13 protein-coding genes are annotated in these 22,890 nt (G+C 68.0%); 10 read left to right on the top strand and 3 right to left on the bottom strand.

Annotation, left to right across the window (positions count from 1 at the left end; all coding sequences use genetic code 11):
* Positions 1 to 59 precede the first annotated feature (59 nt).
* The 4 genes from rpsK (at position 60) to truA (ending at position 3,173) form a co-directional block, all read left to right on the top strand.
* A complete protein-coding gene (gene rpsK / locus LRS74_RS13430; protein WP_003948617.1) occupies positions 60 to 464 on the top strand; it encodes a 30S ribosomal protein S11 in 405 nt (134 codons plus the stop codon).
* A gap of 130 nt (positions 465 to 594) precedes the next feature.
* Positions 595 to 1,617, top strand: coding sequence for a DNA-directed RNA polymerase subunit alpha (locus tag LRS74_RS13425; RefSeq protein WP_277741237.1), 1,023 nt, complete (start codon positions 595 to 597; stop codon positions 1,615 to 1,617).
* Between the two features lie 95 nt (positions 1,618 to 1,712).
* Positions 1,713 to 2,210 (top strand): 50S ribosomal protein L17, encoded by a 498-nt coding sequence (rplQ, locus tag LRS74_RS13420; protein WP_144380963.1) that lies wholly within the window; start codon positions 1,713 to 1,715, stop codon positions 2,208 to 2,210.
* A gap of 87 nt (positions 2,211 to 2,297) precedes the next feature.
* Complete coding sequence (truA, locus tag LRS74_RS13415) at positions 2,298 to 3,173, top strand: tRNA pseudouridine(38-40) synthase TruA (protein ID WP_277741236.1); 876 nt, start codon at positions 2,298 to 2,300, stop codon at positions 3,171 to 3,173.
* A 61-nt stretch (positions 3,174 to 3,234) separates the two neighbouring features.
* On the opposite strand, the gene LRS74_RS13410 is transcribed toward truA, so the two are convergent.
* Together LRS74_RS13410 and LRS74_RS13405 are read right to left on the bottom strand one after the other, a co-directional pair.
* A complete protein-coding gene (locus LRS74_RS13410; protein WP_277741235.1) occupies positions 3,235 to 5,439 on the bottom strand; it encodes a glycosyltransferase family 4 protein in 2,205 nt (734 codons plus the stop codon).
* A 274-nt stretch (positions 5,440 to 5,713) separates the two neighbouring features.
* Entirely contained in the window at positions 5,714 to 7,855 is a 2,142-nt protein-coding gene (locus LRS74_RS13405; protein WP_277741234.1) for a glycosyltransferase, read from the bottom strand.
* Positions 7,856 to 8,310: 455 nt separating this feature from the next.
* Between LRS74_RS13405 and LRS74_RS13400 the strand changes: the two genes are divergently transcribed.
* The 3 genes from LRS74_RS13400 (at position 8,311) to LRS74_RS13390 (ending at position 20,111) form a co-directional block, all read left to right on the top strand.
* Entirely contained in the window at positions 8,311 to 12,654 is a 4,344-nt protein-coding gene (locus tag LRS74_RS13400) for a LamG-like jellyroll fold domain-containing protein (RefSeq protein WP_347178131.1), read from the top strand.
* A 557-nt stretch (positions 12,655 to 13,211) separates the two neighbouring features.
* Complete coding sequence (locus LRS74_RS13395; protein ID WP_277741232.1) at positions 13,212 to 19,676, top strand: polymorphic toxin-type HINT domain-containing protein; 6,465 nt, start codon at positions 13,212 to 13,214, stop codon at positions 19,674 to 19,676.
* 12 nt (positions 19,677 to 19,688) lie between these two features.
* A complete protein-coding gene (locus LRS74_RS13390) occupies positions 19,689 to 20,111 on the top strand; it encodes a hypothetical protein (protein ID WP_277741231.1) in 423 nt (140 codons plus the stop codon).
* Positions 20,112 to 20,547: 436 nt separating this feature from the next.
* Here LRS74_RS13390 and LRS74_RS13385 read toward each other — a convergent pair whose 3' ends face one another.
* On the bottom strand, positions 20,548 to 20,697 hold the full coding sequence (locus LRS74_RS13385) for an integrase (protein WP_277741230.1): 150 nt from the start codon (positions 20,695 to 20,697) through the stop codon (positions 20,548 to 20,550).
* Between the two features lie 168 nt (positions 20,698 to 20,865).
* On the opposite strand from LRS74_RS13385, the gene LRS74_RS13380 reads away from it, so the two are divergent.
* The 3 genes from LRS74_RS13380 to LRS74_RS13370 all read left to right on the top strand — a co-directional run bounded on the left by LRS74_RS13380 (position 20,866) and on the right by LRS74_RS13370 (position 22,878).
* Complete coding sequence (locus tag LRS74_RS13380) at positions 20,866 to 22,113, top strand: helix-turn-helix transcriptional regulator (RefSeq protein WP_277741229.1); 1,248 nt, start codon at positions 20,866 to 20,868, stop codon at positions 22,111 to 22,113.
* A gap of 155 nt (positions 22,114 to 22,268) precedes the next feature.
* Positions 22,269 to 22,610 (top strand): hypothetical protein, encoded by a 342-nt coding sequence (locus LRS74_RS13375; RefSeq protein WP_277744739.1) that lies wholly within the window; start codon positions 22,269 to 22,271, stop codon positions 22,608 to 22,610.
* Complete coding sequence (locus tag LRS74_RS13370; RefSeq protein ID WP_277741228.1) at positions 22,603 to 22,878, top strand: hypothetical protein; 276 nt, start codon at positions 22,603 to 22,605, stop codon at positions 22,876 to 22,878. The genes LRS74_RS13375 and LRS74_RS13370 overlap by 8 nt, the downstream gene beginning before the upstream one ends.
* The last annotated feature ends 12 nt before the right edge of the window (positions 22,879 to 22,890 follow it).

The following is a 22,890-nucleotide window of genomic DNA, read 5'->3' as shown; positions in this document are numbered from 1 at the left end:
GACGCTGATCAGCGGTCTTCGCTGTAGGACCGACCACCTCCCTCCTTCAGGAGTAAGACATGCCCCCCAAGGGTCGTCAGGGCGCTGCCAAGAAGGTGCGCCGCAAGGAAAAGAAGAACGTCGCTCACGGCCACGCGCACATCAAGAGCACGTTCAACAACACGATCGTGTCCATCACGGACCCGACCGGCAACGTGATCTCCTGGGCCTCCGCCGGCCACGTCGGCTTCAAGGGCTCGCGCAAGTCCACCCCGTTCGCCGCGCAGATGGCCGCCGAGTCGGCCGCTCGCCGCGCGCAGGAGCACGGCATGCGCAAGGTCGACGTCTTCGTCAAGGGTCCGGGCTCCGGCCGTGAGACCGCGATCCGCTCCCTCCAGGCCACCGGCCTCGAGGTGGGCTCGATCCAGGACGTCACCCCCACCCCGCACAACGGCTGCCGTCCGCCGAAGCGCCGCCGCGTCTGACGCGTCGCGCTCACCCGCGCAGTACGGATACGGGCGGTACGGCTCACCTTCGAGCCGTGCCGCCCGTACCCTCGTCAGTATCAGGGGCGTCAAATAGCGGGCGCCCACGACTGAAGGATCTGATCCACACATGCTGATCGCTCAGCGTCCCTCCCTGACCGAAGAGGTCGTCGACGAGTACCGCTCGCGGTTCGTGATCGAGCCGCTGGAGCCGGGCTTCGGCTACACCCTCGGCAACTCCCTGCGTCGTACGCTCCTCTCCTCGATCCCGGGTGCGGCGGTCACGTCCATCCGCATCGACGGTGTCCTGCACGAGTTCACCACCGTGCCGGGCGTCAAGGACGACGTCACCGACCTCATCCTCAACATCAAGCAGCTGGTCGTCTCCTCCGAGCACGACGAGCCGGTCGTGATGTACCTGCGCAAGCAGGGCCCCGGCCTGGTCACCGCCGCGGACATCGCTCCGCCGGCCGGTGTCGAGGTGCACAACCCGGACCTGGTCCTCGCCACCCTGAACGGCAAGGGCAAGCTGGAGATGGAGCTGACCGTCGAGCGCGGTCGCGGCTACGTCTCCGCCGTCCAGAACAAGCAGGTGGGCCAGGAGATCGGCCGCATCCCGGTCGACTCCATCTACTCGCCGGTGCTCAAGGTCACCTACAAGGTCGAGGCGACCCGTGTCGAGCAGCGCACCGACTTCGACAAGCTGATCGTCGACGTCGAGACCAAGCAGGCCATGCGCCCGCGCGACGCCATGGCGTCCGCCGGTAAGACCCTGGTCGAGCTGTTCGGTCTGGCCCGCGAGCTGAACGTCGACGCCGAGGGCATCGACATGGGTCCGTCCCCGACGGACGCCGCGCTCGCCGCCGACCTGGCGCTGCCGATCGAGGAGCTGGAGCTCACCGTCCGCTCCTACAACTGCCTCAAGCGCGAGGGCATCCACTCCGTGGGTGAGCTCGTGGCCCGCTCCGAGGCGGACCTGCTCGACATCCGCAACTTCGGTGCGAAGTCGATCGACGAGGTCAAGGCCAAGCTGGCCGGCATGGGCCTGGCCCTCAAGGACAGCCCGCCCGGGTTCGACCCGACCGCCGCCGCCGACGCCTTCGGCGCCGACGACGACGCGGACGCCGGTTTCGTCGAGACCGAGCAGTACTGAGCCATCCGGCTCACCTGACGTCCGGCGGGCATTCGCTCGTCGGTGACTGACACCGGTACCTGGTACGGCCGGTGCAGAGATAGAGGAGAAACACCATGCCGCGTCCCGCCAAGGGAGCCCGTCTGGGCGGCAGCGCCGCGCACGAGCGTCTGCTTCTCGCGAACCTCGCGAAGGCGCTGTTCGAGCACGGCCGCATCACCACGACCGAGGCCAAGGCCCGCCGCCTGCGTCCGGTCGCGGAGAAGCTGATCACCAAGGCGAAGAAGGGCGACATCCACAACCGTCGCCTGGTGCTGCAGACGATCACGGACAAGAGCATCGTGCACACGCTGTTCACCGAGATCGCGCCGCGCTTCGCGGAGCGTCCGGGTGGTTACACCCGTATCACCAAGATCGGCAACCGTCGTGGCGACAACGCCCCGATGGCCGTGATCGAGCTCGTCGAGGGCGAGATCGCCAAGAAGGCGACCGTTGCCGAGGCCGAGGCCGCGACCAAGCGCGCGGTCAAGGAGGCCGACGAGGCCGAGGCCAAGGCGGACCTGACCAAGGACGAGGCCGCCGAGGCCCCGGCCGAGGAGAACAAGGACGCCTGAGCCCCCTGAGGCCGGTGTGCGGGCCCGCCCCCATTTCTGGGGGCGGGCCCGTTCCGTTCAGCAGAGCGCTGTGAGAGGAAGAGTGACGTGAGCGACGAAGCGGCGCCCGGCTTCGTACGGGTCCGGCTGGACCTGAGTTACGACGGCAAGGAGTTCTCCGGCTGGGCCAAGCAGCGCGGGCAGGGCACCCGCACGGTCCAGGGCGAGCTGGAGGACGCGATCCGCACGGTGACGCGGTCCGCCGAGACGTACGAGCTGACCGTGGCCGGCCGCACCGACGCCGGGGTGCACGCCCGCGGTCAGGTGGCCCACGTCGATCTGCCCGTGGAGCTGTGGGCCGAGCACCGCGACAAGCTGCTGCGCCGACTGGCCGGCCGGCTCGCGCACGATGTGCGGGTGTGGCGGGTCGCCGAGGCGCCGCCCGGCTTCAACGCCCGCTTCTCCGCGATCTGGCGCCGCTACGCCTACCGGGTGGTGGACCACCCCGGTGGGGTGGACCCGCTGCTGCGCGGCCATGTGCTGTGGCACGACTGGCCGCTGGACGTGGACGCGATGAACGAGGCGGCGCGCGGGCTGCTGGGCGAGCACGACTTCGCCGCGTACTGCCGGCGGCGCGAGGGCGCGACGACCATCCGCACCCTCCAGGAGCTGAGCTGGGAGCGGGACGCGGACGGCGTCATCACCGCGACGGTTCGAGCCGACGCCTTCTGCCACAACATGGTCCGCTCCCTGGTGGGCGCCCTGCTCTTCGTGGGCGACGGCCACCGCCCGCCCCGCTGGCCGGCCACGGTGCTGGCCGCGCGGGTGCGCGACTCGGCGGTGCATGTCGTACGGCCGCACGGGCTGACCCTGGAGGAGGTCGGCTACCCGGCCGACGACCAGCTGGCGGAGCGTAACAAGGCGGCGCGGAACAAGCGGTCCCTGCCGGTCGTCGCCGGATCCGGCGCGGCGGGCTGCTGCTGACGCCGTATCACCGACCGACGGCACCCGCCCGGTGGCGGTGCGGGCGCCGTGCGCCGGCGGGCTACGCGCTCTGCTCCGGCACCGGTCCGGAGCTGACGGCCAGGTCGTTGGTGACGGTGAAGTACGGACGCACCCGGACCAGCCGCTGCTCCGCTGACGCCCCCTCCGCCGACGGCACGTCAGCGGACGGATAGACGTCGGTCTTGTTGCGCTCGACGATGTCGCCGGTGAGCCGGCCGACGCGGATCGGCTGGGTGCCCGGGGCCAGCCGCAGCGAGAGGTCCCAGACCGCGTTCTCCTCACGCACGGCGGCCAGCGTGCCGGTGTAGGGGAGGGTGAACCGGAAGGTGGTCTCGTCCACCACGGTGAGGTCGGTGTCGAAGGCGGGGTTCGCGGCCACCCGCGGCACGGCGGCGACGACCGGCAGATCGGCCTCGGTGAACCGGGCGCCGTGCAGGGTGCCCTCGACGGTGACGGAGCCGCCGTCGAGGCTGAGGCTCCGGGCCTCGGCGTGCGCGGGGCGCAGCCAGGTGCGGATCGACAGGCAGTTCTTGACGGTGGTGTAGGGGATCCACCAGGCGAACGGGGCGTCGGGCAGCGGTGCCAGCTCCACCAGGCCGCGCTGCTCCACCATCTCGGAGGCGACCCGACGGCGGGCGTTGTCGTCGCGCCGGACCACGTGGAAGTCCCAGCGCCCCTCGACCAGCCGGTGCTCGCGGCGGGATATTCGGGCGGTCCAGGGGCTCTTGTCGTTCTCCGGGTGCTGGATGGGGATGGCGATCTGCCGCGGGTCGTCGCCGCGCAGGGTGGCGGTGAGCAGCAGGTTCTCTCCGGACATGCCGGAGCGGTTGAGCAGCACCACGAGGTCGCCGGCGGCGTCCACCCGGCAGATCGCCTTGGGGCGCAGCGGCTTGGCCCGCAGCGGCCGGGCCACTGCGGCGAGCGCGGTGGCGGTGGCGGACGGCTGGGCCCCGTGCTTCTGGGGTGCCGGGGTGCCGTGCATCCGGCGGCGCAGCGGCCGCACGATCCGGCCGGCGGTGCGGCGCAGCCGGCGGGTGAGCGGGGTGCGGGGGGCGGCGGGCCGGACCCGCTGGACGGTGGGCGTGGCGGCGACCTCCTCCTCCCCGCGCAGCTCGGCGACCAACTGCTCGTAGAGCTTGGCGATGCTCTGGGGGGCGTACCGCTGCACGTTCACCTGGGCGGCGGCGCCCATGGCGTGGCGCAGCCGGTCGTCCGCGATGAGGGTCAGCAGCCCCTTGGCGATGGCGTCGACGTCGCCGACCGGGACCAGCAGGCCGTCCTTGCCGTGGTCGATGATCTCGCCGGGCCCGTGCGGGCAGTCGGTGGCGACCACCGGGGTGCCGCACTGCATGGACTCCACGATCGTCATGCCGAAGGACTCCTCGCGGGAGGTGACGGCGGCGATCGAGCCCTTGGCCCACTCGGCCTCGATGGGGGAGTAGGGGCCCATCAGGAAGACGTGGTCGCTGAGGCCGAGGCGGTCGATCTGGGCGCGCAGCTTGGCGCGCTCCGGTCCGCGTCCGTAGATCCGCAGCTTCCAGTCCGGCCGCTCGGCGACCACCTGGTGGAAGGCGTCCACCAGCAGGTCGTACCGCTTCACCGGGATCAGCCGGCCGGCGGCGACGACCAGCTTGGCGTTGCCGTCGGAGGGTTCGACAGGGGCGGCCGGGGAGGCGTTGGGGATGCACATGATGCGCGTCGTGGCGTGCGGGAACCGCTCCCGGTGGGTGACCGCGTCCGCCTCCGAGACGGTGGTGTGCGCGTCCAGCTTGGGGATGGCGGCGTCCTGCGCGGCCCGGATCCTCGGCTCGTGGGTGCCGTAGATGCGGTGCTCCTGACCGATCCGCAGATAGCGGCCGGGGATGCCGAACTCGGCCAGGTACATCACCAGTCCGGGCCGGGTGGCGACCACGACCTCCGCGTCGGTGGTCTTCAGATACCGGGCGACGCGCTCGTCGGTGAGCTGGTCGAAGCTGGCCCCGTTGGCCTCCACCGGCGGCACCAGGGAGGTCGGCTTGCCGATCAGCTCATGCCCGAAGTCACTGCCCGCGACCCCCTCGCGCTTGTCGATCAGAGGGGTCAGCCGGACCTTCCGGCTGAGCGGCAGCCGGGGTTCGTCCTGGGTTCGCCACACGGTCACGATCTCGACGTCATGACGGGCGGCGAGGGCGTTCGCCGCGTTGAAGGTCGCCCGGATGGTGCCGCCGATGCCGTAGGCGTTCTGCAGCAGAAACGCAATCCTCATGGTGGTGTGCGCGCGGCGCCCCCGCGGCCGCGACGCCCTCCCCTCCGCCGTACGCTCCGCGGATTCCCTCTGGTGATAGGAGCCGGCCCGCGGGGGCAGGATGCGGACCGGCTGGTGAATAAGAGCTGGTGAGCGGAGGAAAGGTTGCTTTTGGGGGAAGTGATGGGGGATGAGCCACATGGGCGGAAGGGAGGCAACCTTTGACGGAGTTCTGTCATCAGGCCCCGGTAGTCGGGATTCCGCGGAACTCCGTTGCGGCGGAGAAGAGTTGCCCCTAGTCCTCGGTTTCGTGGTCGCGGGCGCTGAGCGTGAGGTTGTTGCCGGCGTTGAAGTACGGCCGGAACCGGGTCGCCCCCCGCTCGGGGTGGTCCATGACGGTGGCCGGGTGGACGTCGGTCGACTTCCGGTCCGGCACGTCCCCGGCGATGCGGCCGATGGGGATCGGCCTGGCGTCGGGCGCGGTGAGCAGCCGCAGGTCCCACAGGTCCTGCTCGACGCTGCGTCGGGCGAGGGCGTTGGGGTAGGGCAGGGTGAACTCGAAGCGGGTGGCGTCCAGTGGACGGGCCGGCATGACGATGTCGTACGCGCGGTCCTGCCGGGAGCTGGCGACGACCACCGCCTCCGAGGTCAGCTCGGCCGCCGGCGCGGTGGTGGCGCGGTGCAGCGCCACGGTGGCGGTGAAGGCGCCCTGACCGACCACCACCTCCTCCACCTCGGCGTGGGCCGGCCGCAGCCAGGCCCGCAGGGCGAGGTAGCCGTCGCTGGTGGTGTAGGGGACGAGGGAGGAGACGCCGCGGGAGCCGATGGCCAGCGGCAGCGTCACCAGCCGCGCCTGCTCCACCAACTCGGCGGTGAGCCGGCGCCGCTTGTCGGTGCCGCGCGCCGCGACGTAGCAGTCCCAGCGCCCCTCGGGCAGCACGTGCTCGGCGCGCTGCAGCGTGACGGTGGTCCAGGCGCCCGTCTCGTCCGTCGTCAACAGCGGCAGCCGTATCTCGCGCTTCTCCGGGTCGCGGCGCAGCCGGGCGACGAAGTCCAGCGGTCCGTCGGGCAGTTCGGCGGTGCGCAGCCGCACGGTGACCCCGCCCTGGGCGGTGGCGCGGGCGTGCGCGCGGGTGACTGCGGGGGCGGCCGGGGCGGCCGGGGCGGCCTCCGGGGCCTCCTCGACCTGCGGGGCGGGGGTGGTGTCGGGCAGGGCCCGCCGCAGGCTGGACCGCATCCGGCGCAGCAACCCGGCCGGCCGCGGCTGCTCCTGGGCCTGCTGGCGGCCCGCGCGGAGTTCCTCGATGAGGCGCTCGTAGCGGCCGGCGATGACGGCGGGGTCGTAGGTCGCCGCCGTCGTGCGGGCCTTGGCCGCCATACGAAGGAGCGTGTCCCGGTCGTCGATCAGCCGGAGCAGCGCGGCGGCGTAGGCGTCGACGCCGCCGTCCAGGGGGACGAGCACGCCGTCCTCCCCGTTGGTGATGATCTCGCCCGGCCCGTACGGGCAGTCGGTGGCGACCACCGGCACCCCGCAGTGCATGGCCTCGACGATCGTCATGCCGAAGGACTCGGCGTCCGAGGAGACGGCGGCGATCGCGCCCTTGGCCCACTCGGTCTCGATGGGGGAGACGGCCCCCATCAGCCGCACCCGGTTGTACAGCCCCAGCCGGTCGATGCGCTTGCGCAGGGCGTTCTTCTGCTTGCCCCGCCCGTAGATCCGCAGGCTCCAGTCCGGGCGCTCCGCCGCCACCTTGGCGAAGGCGTCGATCAGCCGGTCGTACCGCTTGACCTCCACCAGCCGCCCGGCGGCCACGATCACCTTCGAGGCGTTGTCGGACGGCTCGACGGCGGGCGACGGCACGCCGTTGGGTATGCACAGGATCCGCGTCGACACCCGCGGCAGCGCGTTCCGGTAGATCCCGGCGTCCGCCTCCGACACGGTGACGAAGGCGTCGAGCTCGGCGAGCGCGGCGTTCTGGTCCTCGCGCATCCGCTCCACATGCGAGTTGAACGTCAGATGCTCCTGCCCGATCCGCACCACCCGCTCGTCGCCGTACCGGGCGAGGTAGCCGTTGAGGATGGGCCGCGTCGCGATGACCACGTCGGCGTCGGTGGACCGCAGATACGCCGCGACGCGCTCGTCGGTGAGCCGCGACGGCGGCATGGGACCGAAGGCGACCCCGGTGTCCTGCCACATCGCGCTCGGGTCCTTCGCGGCCGGGTCCTCCCCGTCGTAACCGGCCGACTCGGGCCGCCAGTCGATGAGCGGCACGAGCCGCACGCTCGCGGCGATGTCCAACTGGGGCGCGTCCGCGGGCTGGTACACGCTGGCGATCTCGACCGTGTGACGTTCGGACAGCGCGCGGGAGAGGTTGACGGTCGATCGGATCGTCCCGCCGATCCCATACGCGTTGTAAATCAGGAAGCTGATCTTCACTTGTCGTTTCCCCAGGTCACGGGGCCTGCGCGGGGTTTGCGCACGGCCGTGGTCGCCTAGGGGCGCCGCGATTATGGCGGAGTGCGCCCGTATGTGGGAGTCGTTGTGGGCGTGGGGTGGTTGCGTGGCGGTCGCGAAGTGTGATCACGGTCATAGGGGACGCATCCGACTCTGAGCCGCCGTGGCCCTCATGAGCGAAAACTGTCCGAATCGGTTTCCTTGGGCACTAAACAGCGACGTATGTCACATGAGAACTTGAGCGGGATAAAGGCTGATCTGTCCTTTATTTTTCGTTTACTGGCATAGACCAGAGCGTCACCACTGCTCTACGTTCTGTCCTCGACCTGGCCACTTGATCTTCACAATGTGGCCATATGGGCTTGGGGAGGGCCCGGGGGATGTTTCGTCATGCGCGCAGACGCGGCCGGCTTCGTATGGCCGTCGGTGGGCTGGGGGTGAGCCTGTCGTTGGGCTTGCTGCCCGGTGGGTTGAGTGAGGCCGCGGCGGAGACGGCGGTGAGGGCCGTGCCCTCGGCGGTGTCGGGGCCGGGGGTCGACGACACGGGGACGTCGGAGACGGCCCCGGAGGACGAGGCGCTGGCCCGGGCCAAGCGTTCCGGCAAGAAGATCGAGGTCGAGTCGCTGAGAGGCGAGGCCCGTGAGGTCTACGCCACCCCCGACGGCCGGTTAGAGGCGATCGAACACCTGCGACCGGTGCGGGCACGGGTCGGTGGCGAGTGGAAGCCGGTCGACACGGACCTGGCCAGGACCGCCGACGGCATGGTCACGCCGAAGGTCGCGACGGCGGATGTGGCGTTCTCCGCCGGGGGCGACGCCCCGATGGTGCGGATGAAGCGGGCGGGGCGCGAGTTGTCCCTGTCCTGGCCGAGCAAGTTGCCCACGCCGACGCTGGAGGGCGAGACCGCGACGTACGCGGAGGTGCTGCCGGGCGTGGATCTGCGGCTGTCCGCGGAGGTCGACGGCTTCTCGCAGCTCCTGGTGGTGAAGTCGGCCAAGGCGGCGGCCAACCCGGAGTTGGAGAGGCTGCGGCTGAAGCTGGGTGCCGGTGGGGTGCAGGTCCAGGAGACCGTGCAGGGTGGCCTCGAAGCCATCGACGAGGGCGCGAAGACGGCGGTGTTCGAGGCGTCGGCGCCGTTGATGTGGGACTCGAGTGCCGCGGCACCGAAGGCGGCGCTCGATGCCGCGGCGCTCAAGGCGTCGGGGCTCAAGGCGGTGGCGCTCAAGGTGGTGGCGCCCAAGGCTGAGACGCGGAAGGCCCGGGAGGCGGCCGAACCCGGAAACGCGACGCGGGAACCGGGTGCGGGGGAGTCGGGCAAGCTGGCGTCCATCGGCGTGGAGCTGCCCGCCGACGGCGAGGAGCTGGTGCTCACGCCCGACCGTGAGGTCCTCAAGGGGCGGGACACGGTCTACCCGGTCTACATCGACCCGCAGTGGCACACGGCGCGTTCCACCGCGTGGACGATGGTGTCGAAGTACTGGGCCAACTCGCCTCAGTGGAAGTTCAACGGCAAGTCCGACGAGGGCCTGGGTTTCTGCGAGTGGTCTTACTGCAACCCGTACGACACCAAGCGGCTCTTCTATCGCATCCCTACCTCGACCTATGTCGGCACGCGCATCGTCTCGGCCGAGTTCGTGGTGCGGAACACCTGGTCGGCGTCGTGTGCGGACCGCCAGGTGCAGCTATGGCGCACCAAGGACATCAGCGCGTCCACGACCTGGAACTCGCAGGATGACTCGGGATTCTGGCTCGACAAGCTCGCAACGCGGTCCTTCGCCTACGGCTTCGAGGGCTGCGCCGACGGCGACGCTGAGTTCGATGTGCGGGGCGCGGTGCAGGAGGCCGCGAACAAGAAGCAGCCGACCATGACCTTCGGGCTACGAGCGTCGAACGAGTCGGACCGCTATGCGTGGAAACGGTTCGCCGACAAGGCCCATCTGCGGGTCACGTACAACCGCCCGCCCGGCCAGATCAAGAAGAGTCAGCTCTTCATGGACTATGCGGGCGGATGCGCGAAGCCCGGCGACGCACCACGCGTCCGGACTCTCGACAAGATGCACGCGAACAACGTGACGGACCCGGATGGGGACAGGGTCGCGGTCCAGTTCGAGGCGGCATGGGACTCCGGAGACGGTCGGGGAACCATCGCTCGGTGGAAACCGGGGCGCACGTCGGCCAAGAAATCAGGCTCGGACTTCTCCATCTCGCTCCCCTCCACCATTCCTTCGGGCAAGACCATCTCCTGGTACGTCCGCTCCTGGGACGGCGAGAGCTACTCTCCCTGGTCCTCCGCCGGGTCGGCGACCAGCTGCTATTTCGTCTACGACAAGAACGTACCGAAGGCGCCGGGCCTGTCGTCCCGTGAGTACCCCGCTTCCGATCCGGAGGATCCGAACGATCCGTGGATCGACGGGATCGGCAAGTATGGCGAATTCACGATCGACTCTTCTTCCACGGACGTCGAACGCTACCGCTACGGCGTCAACGGAAGCCCCTCGGCGCAGAACGAGATCAAGACATCCGGCGGTGCCCCCAAGGTGGTGAAGGTACTGCCGTCGAAGCCCGGTCTGAACTACGTCACGGCCCAGGCATTCGACGATGCCGGGAACGCCTCCGAGATCCGGACTTACCAGTTCCGAGTCAAGAGCGGGCAGCCCGAGCGGGCGATGTGGCAGATGGACGAGGGCGCGGGCGCTGCCGAGGCCGTGGGTACGGCCCCGCCTCGCATCGCCGACCTGCAGGGTGGCGCAGTGCTGGGCGCCCCCGGCGTGATCAAGTCCGCTTTGAAGCTGGACGGCACCACGGGCTACGCCGGGACCGACCGGCCCGTCGTCGATACCGACCGCGGATTCACCGTCTCAGCGTGGGTGAAGCTGTCGGAGGTTCCGAACCACGCGATGTCCGTCGCCGCGCAGCTCGGTAACCACCGCCCCGGCTTCGAGCTCTACTACTCCTCGTCCTACAACCGCTGGGTCTTCGCCCAGGCGGCATCGGACAGCCCAGATGCCGGCACCGTGCGCGCGATGGCTGCTCAACCGGGCGGTGTGAAGGCGGGCCAGTGGACACACCTGGTGGGCTCGTACGACTCGGGGGCACAGCGGCTGAAGCTCTTCGTCGATGGCAAGCAGGTCGCCGACTCCCCCTGTCCCGACGCGTGGAACGCGCGTCGCGGACTGCAGATCGGCGCAGGCTCCGACAGCGGTAAGCCGGTCTCCTTCTTCCCCGGCACCATCGACGAGCTACAGATCTTCGACAAGCAGATGGCCTTGGAAGAGGTCGAGCGGCTGTATGCCAAGGAGCGCATCGGCGATCCAGGACGACCGGCCAAGGCCATCTTCGAGTTCGATGAGGACGAGAGCGAGAGGAAGACCAGCGGTTCCGCCGGAGTGCTCCCGGCGCGATTGCACGGTGGAGTGAAGACGGGAGAGCCGGGCGTGGTCGGCCAGGCCGTCTCGCTGGACGGTACCGACGACTACGCGCGCATCGGTGCGCCGCTCGTCAACTCGTCGCGCAGCTTCGCCGTGTCGCTGTGGGCGAGGCTTCCAGAGGAGAAGCCGGGACGTACCGCCGTTGCCATCAGTCAAAGCGGGAACGAGAAGGCGGGCTTTGAGCTGTACTACTCGTCGGCCTACGACCGATGGGTGCTCAACCAGCACACGTCGGATGCCGCCGACGCAGGGTCTGTCCGAGCCATGCAGCCCGAATGCGAAAAGGACTCCAAGGGGAATCCGATTCCCACTTCCGGGTGCACCGCGTACGCCGACACATGGACACACCTGGTCGGAGTGCATGACACGGTCGCTGACAGCCTGACCCTGTACGTCAACGGTAGGGCGGCCGGCTCGGCGAAACTCGCCGGTGCCTGGTACGCGACGGGGCCGATGTTCATCGGCGCCGGCTCTTACGGCCAGAAGCCCGGAAACTTCTTCCCCGGGCAGATCGATGACGTGCGGCTCTTCGACCGTCCTCTCTCGGGTGGAGAGGTCCAGCAGTTGTTCCGGCAGCGTCCGGTGGTCAAGGCGCGGTGGAACTTCGAGAGCTCGCATGGTGCTCCCGCGGCAACCTCGCCCAACTCCGTGCCCAAAGGCCACCCGGCGAAGCTGCACGAGGGCGCCAAGATCGGTGCCGGCAACTCTGGCGATCACGGCCTGGAACTGGACGGAGTCGATGACTACGCCGCCGTGGACAGCGTTCCGGTGGACACCGGCGGAAGCTTCACCATGACGGCATGGGTGCGGGCGGCAGCTACGCCGCAGCAGGACGCCGCGGTCATCAGTGCGCCGGCTTCCTATCTGAACAGCATCGTCTTGAGATATGTGCCCGATGGAAAGAAACCGGACGGTGCGGGCCGTTGGCGCGTCTCTCTGCAGGACAGGGATGAGTTCCCGATATCCGTGACGCATGTGGAGAATGACCAGTTCTTCGACGTGCGGGAATGGAATCATATCGCCCTTGCGTACGACGGCTTCGAAAAAGAGGCGCGCCTGTATGTGAACGGGGAGCTGCAGAAGATCGCCTGTTCCGACGTGGTCGGGGGCGACGGGTCAAGCGAGCCCGATTGCGCCGGGCAGAATTCATGGGCGGACGACGTGCTGACCGCGAAGTCCGGCAGGTCGTTGCAGATCGGCCGTGCGAGTGTCCTGCCGTGGTCTTCGAGCGAACACTGGCCCGGCGCCATCGATGACGTCTGGGCTTTTCAGGGCGCCCTGTCGGGCAGTCAGGTTCGCTATCTGAGTTCACACACGCTGGATCTCAAGACGCAGGTCCCGGATATCGAATAGCGCGATATCGCGTGCCAGGAGGACCTTCAGAGCACGCCGCCGTCACCGGCGGCGTGCTCATCCAAGACGTTCGTCGAGGGCTGAGACCCTCCGAACAGGCCGGTGCTTGCAGTGAGGATTGAACAGGGATGAAAGGCAGACCGAAAATCTGGGGCGTTGAAGCGGTGCGACCCCGCATCGCGGTGGCCGTCTCCACCGTGTTGATAGGCACCCTTCTCCAAGCGGTGACGGCTCCGCGGAGTTCGGCGGACGACGGCAAGGGACGCCCTGACATCCCGGTCGCCGAGCAGCCGATCCCTGGCGAGGTGGTCGGAAAAGGCAGGCCCCGGGCCGTGGAGAGGGGGCCGAGAGTTCCCCCACGAACCCCGAGGGCCGACTGGACGAAGGCCGGCTCAGCCACCGTCCAGGTGTCGGCGAAGGGCTCGACGAAGGGGGCGGACAAGCCGAACGGGGCAGCGGGTCTGCCGATTTCTCTGGCCCCGGCCCATGGGACCAAGAGGGGCACCGCGGGAAGTGCCTCCGGAGCCACCAGCGCGTCCCAGCGTGTCAAAGTACGCATGCTCGACCGCAAGGACACGGCACGAGCCGGTGTAGACGGTCTGCTGTTCACTCTCACTCCCCAGGCTCAGGACAAGGAGCGTCCGGCGGCTGGCGACCGGACCGCGGTGAGCGTCGACTACTCCGCCTTCGAGGAGGCGTTCGGTGGCGGCTACGCGTCCCGGCTGCGACTCATGGAGCTGCCCTCGTGCGCGTTGACCACACCTGACAAGGCGGAGTGCCGTAACGGGAAGCCGGTGCCGACCGTCAACGACCAGGAGAAGCGGACACTGACCGCCGCCGCCGTCCCGCTGCATACCAGCCGGGTCACGGTCCTGGCGGCGGCAGCAGGTGAGCAGAGTGAGAAGGGCGACTACAAGGCCACCTCACTCTCCCCCGCGGCCGCGTGGGAGACGGACCTCAACACGGGCGACTTCGGCTGGTCGTACGAGATGCCGGCGCCGGCGGTACCGGGCAGCCTGATACCGAAGGTCGGGCTGTCGTACTCGTCCGGCTCGATCGACGGCCGCACAGGTGGGACCAACAACCAGGCCTCGTGGGTCGGCGACGGATTCGACCTGGGTCAGGGCTTCATCGAGCGCCGCTACAAGCCCTGTGCCGATGACGGGGTGAAGAACGGCGACGGTACCAAGCCCGGGGACCTGTGCTGGGGCTATGAGAACGCCTACATGTCCTTCAACGGCAAGAGCGGCGAGCTCGTACCGGCGGGCAAGGACGAGTGGAAGCTGAAGCAGGACGACGGCACCAAGGTCAAGCGCCTCTCCGGCAGCGCTCGCGGTAACGGCGACAATGACAACGAGTACTGGCGGGTGACCGATCCCGACGGCACCAAGTACTACTTCGGCTACCACAAGCTGAACGGCTGGACCGCGGGCAAACCGGCGACGGACTCGGTCTGGACCGTGCCGGTGTACGGCGACGACTCCGGGGAGCCCTGCAATGCGGGGAGCTTCAGCGGCTCCTGGTGCCAACAGGCATGGCGCTGGAACCTCGACTACGTCGTGGACACCCATGGCAACGCCATGGCGTACTACTACGACAAGGAGGCCAACTCCTACGGTCGCAACCTCAAAAGCGAGGACGACACCCCCTACACGCGCGGCGGGCACCTCGACCGGATCGAGTACGGGCTGCAGTACACCGACCTGTACGCGAACAAGCCGTTGGCGAAGGTCACCTTCACCAACGCGGAACGATGCCTGCCGCAGTCAGGCGTGACCTGCGCCGCGGACACCATCGACGGCAAGGCTCAGTACTGGTACGACACACCGTGGGACCTGAACTGCAAGGCCGGGACAAAGTGCGACCGGGGACGTTTGTCGCCGACGTTCTGGACCCGGAAGCGGCTGACCGAGGTCACCACCCAGGTCCTCAAGGACGGCGCCTACGCCAAGGTCGACTCCTGGAAGCTGGGCCATCGCTGGGGCATGGCCGACGTCGACTACCAGCTGCTGCTCGATTCGATCCAGCACACCGGGCACACCGGCACCGCGCCCATCACGCTCCCGCCGACCACCTTCGCCTACACCTCGTTGACCAACCGGCTCGACAAGACCGGCGACGGCATGGCGCCATTCGTCAAGGCACGCGTCGCAACGGTCGCCGATGAGGCCGGCGGCCAGATCGACGTCGCCTACTCGGGAGCGGCCTGCTCCAGGGACGACCTGCCCACCCCGCAGTCGAACACCACCCGGTGTTTCCCGCAGTACATCGGCGGGGACGCGTCGGACGACCCGACCCGTCAGTGGTTCAACAAGTACGTCGTCGACTCGGTCACGACCACCGATCGGACGGGCGGTTCGCCCGACCAGGTGACCCGCTACTCGTACCTCGGTGGAGCGGCCTGGCACTTCGACGACGACGAGGGGCTGACCAAGGAGAAGCACAAGACCTGGTCGCAGTGGCGCGGCTACGGCCATGTACGGGTCCAGACCGGCGGTCAGGGCACCAACGCGATGAAGTCGCAGGAGGACACCTACTTCCTGCGCGGTATGCACGGCGACCGGAAGGGGACGTCGAAGGAGGACGGCACCAAGGAGGTGCAGGTCTCGCTCGGCGAGGGCGAGGGCGCACCGATCACCGATCACGAGTCGACGGCAGGCTTCGCCTACAAGACCGTGAGCTACTCGGCGCCGGGTGGAAAGGCGCTGGCCAAGGAGGTCAGCCGCCCGTGGCACCACGAGACCGCCAAACGGGAGCGGTCCTGGGGCACTCTCACCGCGAACCTGACCGGTGCATCCCACACCAGGACGTTCACGTCACTGGACGACGGTGCCGGGGACAAATGGCGCACCAACAGCACGGCCACGAGCCATGACACGGTGGCGGGACGGGTCACCCGGGTCGACGATCTCGGCGACGACTCCACCGCCAAGGACGACCGGTGCACCCGCACGACGTACGCGGACAACGCGGGCGCCAACCTCCTGACGCTGGTGTCCCAGGTGGAGACCGTCGCGGTCAGGTGCGAGCTGGATCCCGCCCGCAAGAACGAGGTCATCTCCGACGTCAGAACCGCCTATGACGGCGGCGGCTACGGGGACGCGCCGACGAAGGGTGACGTCACCGCGACGGCGACGCTCAAGGAGCACGACGGGACGAAGGCCACGTATCTGGAGTCCGGCACCACCTACGACTCCTACGGCCGCCAACTGACCGCTACGGACCTGACCACCACCGTCACGGTGGCGGGCGATGGCGCCCCGTCCCGTACCGCCCGGAACGACAGCCGTACGACCACGACCGTCTACACCCCCGCGACCGGCTTCCCGACCAGGAGCACGGTGACCACACCGCCGGCCAAGAGGGGTGACAAGTCCACCGAGCAGACGACCACCACGGAACTGGAGACACTGCGCGGGATGCCGACCGCGGAGGTGGATACCAACGGCAAGCGGACCGAGTTCGCCTACGACGCACTGGGCAGGTCCACCAAGGTCTGGCTCGCCGACCGGCGGTCCACCCAGCTTCCGAGCTACGAGTTCGGCTACACCGTCAAGGAAGGGCAGCCGGTCGCGGTCCGCACACTGACCCTGGACACCGGGGGTAGTGGACAGGTCGCCTCCTACACCCTCTACGACGGATTGCTGCGCCAGCGCCAGACGCAGACGCCCGGCCCCGGCGGCGGCCGGATTCTGACCGACACCTTCTATGACGAGCGCGGTCTGACCTCCCGGAGGTTCGCCGCGTACTACACCGCGGGAACCCCCGGTGAGCTCCTCTTCAAGCCGGAGGACGCGCTCAGTGTCGAGACCCAGAGCCGCCACACCTACGACGGCCTCGGACGTGAGACGGAAGCCAAGCAGATCTCCGGAAACGGCGACGGGGGTCAGGTCCTGGCGGTGACCCGCACGGTGTACGGCGGTGACCGGACCACGGTCATCCCGCCGAGGGGCGGTACGGTCACCACCACCCTCACCGACGGACGCGGTCGCACCACGGAGCTCCGGCAGTACCACGGCGACGACATCGGATCGGCCTACGACAAGACCTCCTACGACTACACGGCCGCCGGCCAGTTGGAGAAGGTCACCGACCCGGATGGCAACTTCTGGGCGTTCTCCTACGACCAGCTGGGTCGTCAGATCGAACAGCGCGACCCGGACAGGGGCACGACGAGCAGCACGTACAACGACCGGGGAGAGCTGACCCTCACCTCCGACGCGCGCGACTCCTCTGTCGCCTACGTCTACGACGACCTGGGTCGACGCACGGAAGCGCGTGACGGGGAGCCGAGCGGCAAGCCGCGCGCGAAGTGGGTCTACGACACCGTCAACGGGGCGAAGGGGCAACTGACGGAGGCCATCCGCTATGTGGACGGAGCCGCGTACAGCAGCCAGATCACGGAGTACGACCGGCTGTACCGTCCCACGAAGACGGCGATCGTCATCCCCGAGAAGGAAGGCGCGCTGGCGGGTACGTACAAGGCCGGAAGCGACTACTACGCCAACGGACTGGTGCGGGGCACCGAGTACTCCGCGGCGGGCTCCCTGGCCGGTGGCGGCCTCGGCTACGAGTACGAGGACAGGACCCAGCGCCCCATCAAGGTCACCGACGGTGACGGGATGACGGCCACCACCGCCTACAGCCTGACCGGCAAGCCGCTGCAGTACGAACTCGGCGGCACCAGCATGGGCGGCAGGAAGACCTGGGTGACCAACACCTACGAGTGGGGCACTCAGCGGCTGTCGACGAGTCGTGTGGACCGCCAGGACGTTCCGGGCGTCGACCAGTTCGCCACCTACGGCTACGACCAGATCGGCAACGTCACTTCGGTCTCCGACACCTCCCGCTCAGGCACCGACACCCAGTGTTTCGCCTACGACTATCTGCGGCGTCTCACGGAAGCCTGGACCCAGCCGACGAAGACCTGCTCCAGCGCACCTCCCGCCGACGGGATCGGCGGCCCCGCCCCGTACTGGCTCTCGTACACCTACGACAAGGTCGGCAACCGCCGCACCGAAACGCACCACGACCCTTCGGGCGACACCGCCAAGAACACGGTGCGGACGTACGACTACCCGCCAGCGGGTAAGCCGAAGCCGCACGCTCTGAGCTCGGTGACGACGCGGGGACCTGCTGGTGACGCCCTGGACAGGTACACCTACGACGAGGTCGGCAACACGAAGACCCGGACGATGGGTGGCGATCAGGAAGACCTCTCCTGGGACGTGGAGGGCCACCTGGCGAAGGTGACCAAGAAGGCGGGCGGCACCACCACGACGACGTCCTACCTCTACGACGCGGACGGCACCCGCCTCATCGGCCGGACCCCCACCGAGACCACTCTCTACCTCGGCCACACCGAGCTCACTCTCGCCAAGGGCGCCACCAAGCCGAAGGCAACGCGCTACGCCGATCTCGGCGGCGGCAACCAGGCCGTGCGCGGCGACGACGACAAGGTCTCGCTCACCCTCGCTGACCACCACGGCACCGCCCAGCTCGCCGTCGACGGTCCGTCGTTCGAGCTGTCCCAGCGACGAACCGCGCCGTTCGGCGCGACGCGGGGAGATCAACCGAAGACCTGGCCCGGCATGAAGGGATTCGTCGGGGGGACCATCGACACCACCACCGGTCTGACCCATCTCGGAGCCCGTGAGTACGACCCCGGGATCGGTCGATTCATCTCCGTCGATCCGGTTCTGGATGTCGCCGATCCGCAGCAGGTCAACGGTTATGCCTACAGCAACAACAATCCGCTCACTTTCTCGGATCCGACTGGATTGCTTTTCGGTGGCGGTCTAGGCGGCATATTCGATCGGGCCAAGGCTGGCTTCGAGAGGGCGACTCGCGCGGCTTCGAAGGTGGTGCGCTATGTCGCGTACCATCCGCAGACGTCCATATGGCTCAGTCAGCGGAGTATCTCGGCGAGTGTTCAGGGAAAGGCGAAGAAGCTCGCCCCCGATGCCGGGGAACTCGCCAGGATGGAATATCGGAGTGGCCTTAGAGGCGGCAAAATGTCGCTGGGCTACGGAGCCGATGTCGACGCGCTGGCCGAGGAGCGGACCCGGGAAAACGCCTACAAGGACGACCCCGCGTGGATGGCCGTCGCCAAGGCTACGTTCAAGGCGGCCATACCGCTCATGAGCATCGCCGACTGTTACAGCACCCGCAGCGGAGACGCTTGTGCTCAGGCCGGCGTCGACATGGTCGGGCTCAACAAGGCGAGACTCGCGGCCCGTGGCATCGGCGCCGCAGCCGACGCGGCCACCGGCCGGAGCAAGAAGAGAGGTTCGTGCGACAGCTTCCTACCCGGTGCCGATGTCCTTCTCGCTGGCGGCACCCGTAAGAACATCGAGGATGTCGAGGTAGGCGACAAGGTCACCGCCACCGATCCGGAAACCGGCGAGACCACAACTCGCGAAGTCGTGGCGACCATCGTCACCGAAGACGACAAAGACTTCACGGATCTCACGATCGCCACCGAATCCGGTGAAGCCTCCATCATCGCCACCGACCACCACCCCTTCTGGAGCCCGTCCGCGGGTGAGTGGGTGGACGCCGGCGACCTCGAGCCGGGCATGACGCTGCGGACCTCTGAGGGCGATACCGTCAGCGTCAAGGGGGCGCGCCACTTCGAGAAGCGGCAGCGTACGCACAATCTGACCGTCGATGACCTTCACACGTACTATGTGTTGGCTGGGGCTACGCCAGTACTGGTGCACAATGATGGCGGCGAGCCTGTCACCGATGACTTCAATCAGGCGCGGAATCAGGCTCTGGATTGGCTGATTTCTCGCGGATTCAAAGCTGAAAAGGTGACGCTGGGCAAGTTCGGGACGATCAGAGGTAAGCCCGTCGGCATGCAGACGGCTAACGGAAAGGCGGGATTCCGGATCGAATTCGACGATCGAAGTGGGGCTCACATCAATGTGTGGGCAGGCAAGGAGAAGGGTCCGCACTTCCAGTTCAATGCCACCGAGGCGACCGTGACGAAGCTTCAGGGTCTGCACGGATGCGGTTGATGGAGGAATGGTTTGTCTGGTGATTACTGGGAAGAGGAGGTATTTTCCGTGCCGCCTCTAGCTGGCCTGGGCAAAACAAGCGCGTCAGATGTATTCGATTGGCTGGAGCTCCATTTCCCTTTCGCGGGAGGGAAGATCGATTGGCGTCGCGCGAGTGGGATGCATAAGCATTGGAGAATCGATGATGAGCAGCTGCTCGCAGTGAGTGCATCCAGAGAAATCTGTGCACGAATCAGGCCAGGCTCTGCAGTCGAGCATGTGGGAGACGGGCTTTCGCCCTACGGTGTGCGTTTTACTGAGGGTGAGGCTGCTTCGGTTACGGCTGCACTTCTTGAGGTGCCGGAGCATCACTACTTCCTCGCAGAGGATCGGGCGTGGATTGTGGTGGTCTCCTTCGAGGGTGACTTGGATGTTTTGGATCGAGTCGGCACTTAGCTAAGCTCCGGGAGGGGTTATGGGTGAGGTGCTTCAAGTTCACGTGGGAACGCGACTTGGCCGATGATCCCGTGCTGCATCTCAGTGAGCTTGGCGGCGAAGGCTGCGAGACCCGGAAGATGTAGCTCTATCGGGATGGCCTGGTCCGAGTGGCCGATGAAAGTCACGAAACTGCGAACGTTGGACTCTCGGAGATTCCAGTTCGGTCACTCGAGGAATTTCCAGTCAGTAAGAATTCGGCGCTGAGCTGGTCGACTCAGAAGAATTTGAGCGCGCATGGATTAAGGCGCGGGGCAACTCTTGACGGGTCCGCGATTCGCCGCATGGGTTGCTTGGATTCGCAAAGTCTGCGGCTTTCATTCTGGGCCAAACGCCTCTGGGGCCCACCGCTTGCGGTGGGCCCCAGAGGCGTTTGATGGCAACGGTGACGGCAACGTCAGCGGACGGTCGCCGCGACGGGCGGGTCCTCGGGCCTGTTGCCGTTCGGGCCGAGAGCGTCGCCCAGGGCGTTGATGGCTTGACGCGGGAGGTGGAGCCGGACGTGGATGCACACGGTGGCGGTGACGCTGATATGGGGGTGGCCCAACAGCTCCTTGACCGCGACAAGGTCGAACGTCTTGTTCCAGGAGGAGGATGGCGGTCGAATGGCGGAGGTCGTGGAACCGGATGCGATCGCTCCCTGGCGGGTACCTGCCGGATAGCCACCGATTGATGCGCCCGTCCGGCGTACCGTGGCGCTGGAGGTGGTGAGCGGATGACTACGGAGCTGGCCGACAACGTCCGCAAGTACCGGCGTCGGGCCGGGCTGAGCCAGGAGGAACTGGCCCACGCCGCAGGCGTGTCACCGGGCACGGTGCGCAAGGTGGAGCAGGGCGGAACAGTCCGCATGGAGACGCTGCACACCCTCGCCCGTGCACTGGACGTGACCACGGCAACGCTGGTGGCGTCAGATGCCCCGGAGCCCATAGGGCGGAGCGAGGAGCCGAACCGGCGCAATCTGATCCAGCTTCGCGCCGTGCTCACCCCAGCCGTCGGGCTCGCGGACCAGGACGCCGAAGTCGCAGGCGATGAACCGAACCTACGTTCCTTCAGTCGAGCGGTACGAGACGTGCGGGAGCTGTACTTCTCCGACAGCTACAAGAGCGTTGCCGCCCAGCTTCCGGGCCTGCTGCGCGATGCCTCCCTGGCCGTGGCCTACTACGGCAGCGGAGACGAGCACCGACAAGCCCTGCTTGCCCGGGCCGAGGCGCTGCGTGCGGCTGGCACCTATCTCACGCAGGTGAGGCAGTACGACATCGCGTATGTGGCCCTGAGCGGTGCCATCGCGGATGCCAAGCAAGGCGGGGGCATGCTCGCGGCAGGCTCGGGCGTCGGCGGCATGTGCTTTCTGCTGCTGCGTCAGGGCCGGCTGGACGAGGCGGAACGGATCGCTGCCGAGAGCATGGACGCGATCGAGCCGGCGATCACTGGGGCCGAGCCGGACCACTACGCGGTGTGGGGCGGTCTGGCGATGGAGGCCGCAGCCGCAGCTGCCCGGAACAACCGCCCTGACGAAGCCAAGGAGTACCGCAAGGCGGCGCGGGTGGCGGCAACCGCCGTCGGCACCGCGCATTGCAACATCTCCCAGCACTGGTCCGTCTTCGGACCAGTCACCGCAGCCATGAAGGCACTCGAAGACTCCATGGTCATCGGGGACGCCCGCGCAGTACTACGCAAGGTAGACGAAGAAGAGGCTCTGTCGCCCAGGGCGTGGAAGCGCCTGGGCAGGCCCAGTACGAACGACGGGAACCGCTTCACTCTCGACGTCGCGCGGGCACACACCCGCACCGGGGACCTGTCAGCGGCGATGGACGAACTGACCCGCGTCCGAGCAGCCGCCCCTGAATGGCTCAGGCACCAGAACTCGGCTGCCGAGACCATGCAGGAGATCTTGAGCATGCGCAAGCGCACCCTGACGTCCGAGATGCGGGACATGGCCGCCTTCCTCGACGTCGTCGGATAGCCGCCACGCAGCGTGGTAGTTCGCAGGCCAAGCGTCGGGAACTGCCGTGTTCCTCACGTGGAGTGACGAACACCCAGACGGCTACGGTCACCGTGTCCTGTCAGCGACCCAGCCGGGGGTGCACGGTGACCAAGCCCAGGAGCGACGCGGACAGCATGCGACGCCGCGAACTGTACGACGCGGCGATGGGCTTGGCCGGCCCCCGCTTACTGCCGTGGACCACGCCGGACGGGCGCCCCTGCTACCTGAGCACCGACGGCAGGGGCTACCTGTCCACGCTCGCCGACAGCATCGAAGCCGTCCAACTCGGCATGGGCGAGGAACTCCTGGAACGCGCCCGCGAAGTCCTGGCCCCCGGCGCACGAGCACTGTCGGCCACCGAGTACCGCTGGCTGGCCTCCCGGCTGGCCGAGGCCCTCACTGACGCCCTCCAGGTGGCTGAGTCGCGCGGACAGCGCATCCCGGACCCACAGGAAGAGGCGGCCGAGCATGCCTGACGTCACCAGCACCAGTGCGCCGTCCCGGAGGCGCTACCGCTTTCGCGAGTACCACGTAACCGCCGTCGTGGACCCCATGACCCTGCCCACCTTCGAGGCCGTCTGCGTCACCGGCGAAGACCATGACTGCGGCGCCACCTCCGGCGAAGTGCACACCGAGGATGAACTGACACGCTGGATCGCCGAACACTGCGCCCAGACCGGCCACGACTTCTACCACCGCACCACCCGTGCCACCCTCCGCGCGGAAGCCGGCGCATGGCAGTAGCAGGCCTTCGCG

This window comes from Streptomyces sp. LX-29, assembly GCF_029541745.1.
Lineage (GTDB): Bacteria > Actinomycetota > Actinomycetes > Streptomycetales > Streptomycetaceae > Streptomyces.
Note: the sequence above shows the minus strand (reverse complement) of the source record. Positions and strands in the feature narration are given on the sequence as shown.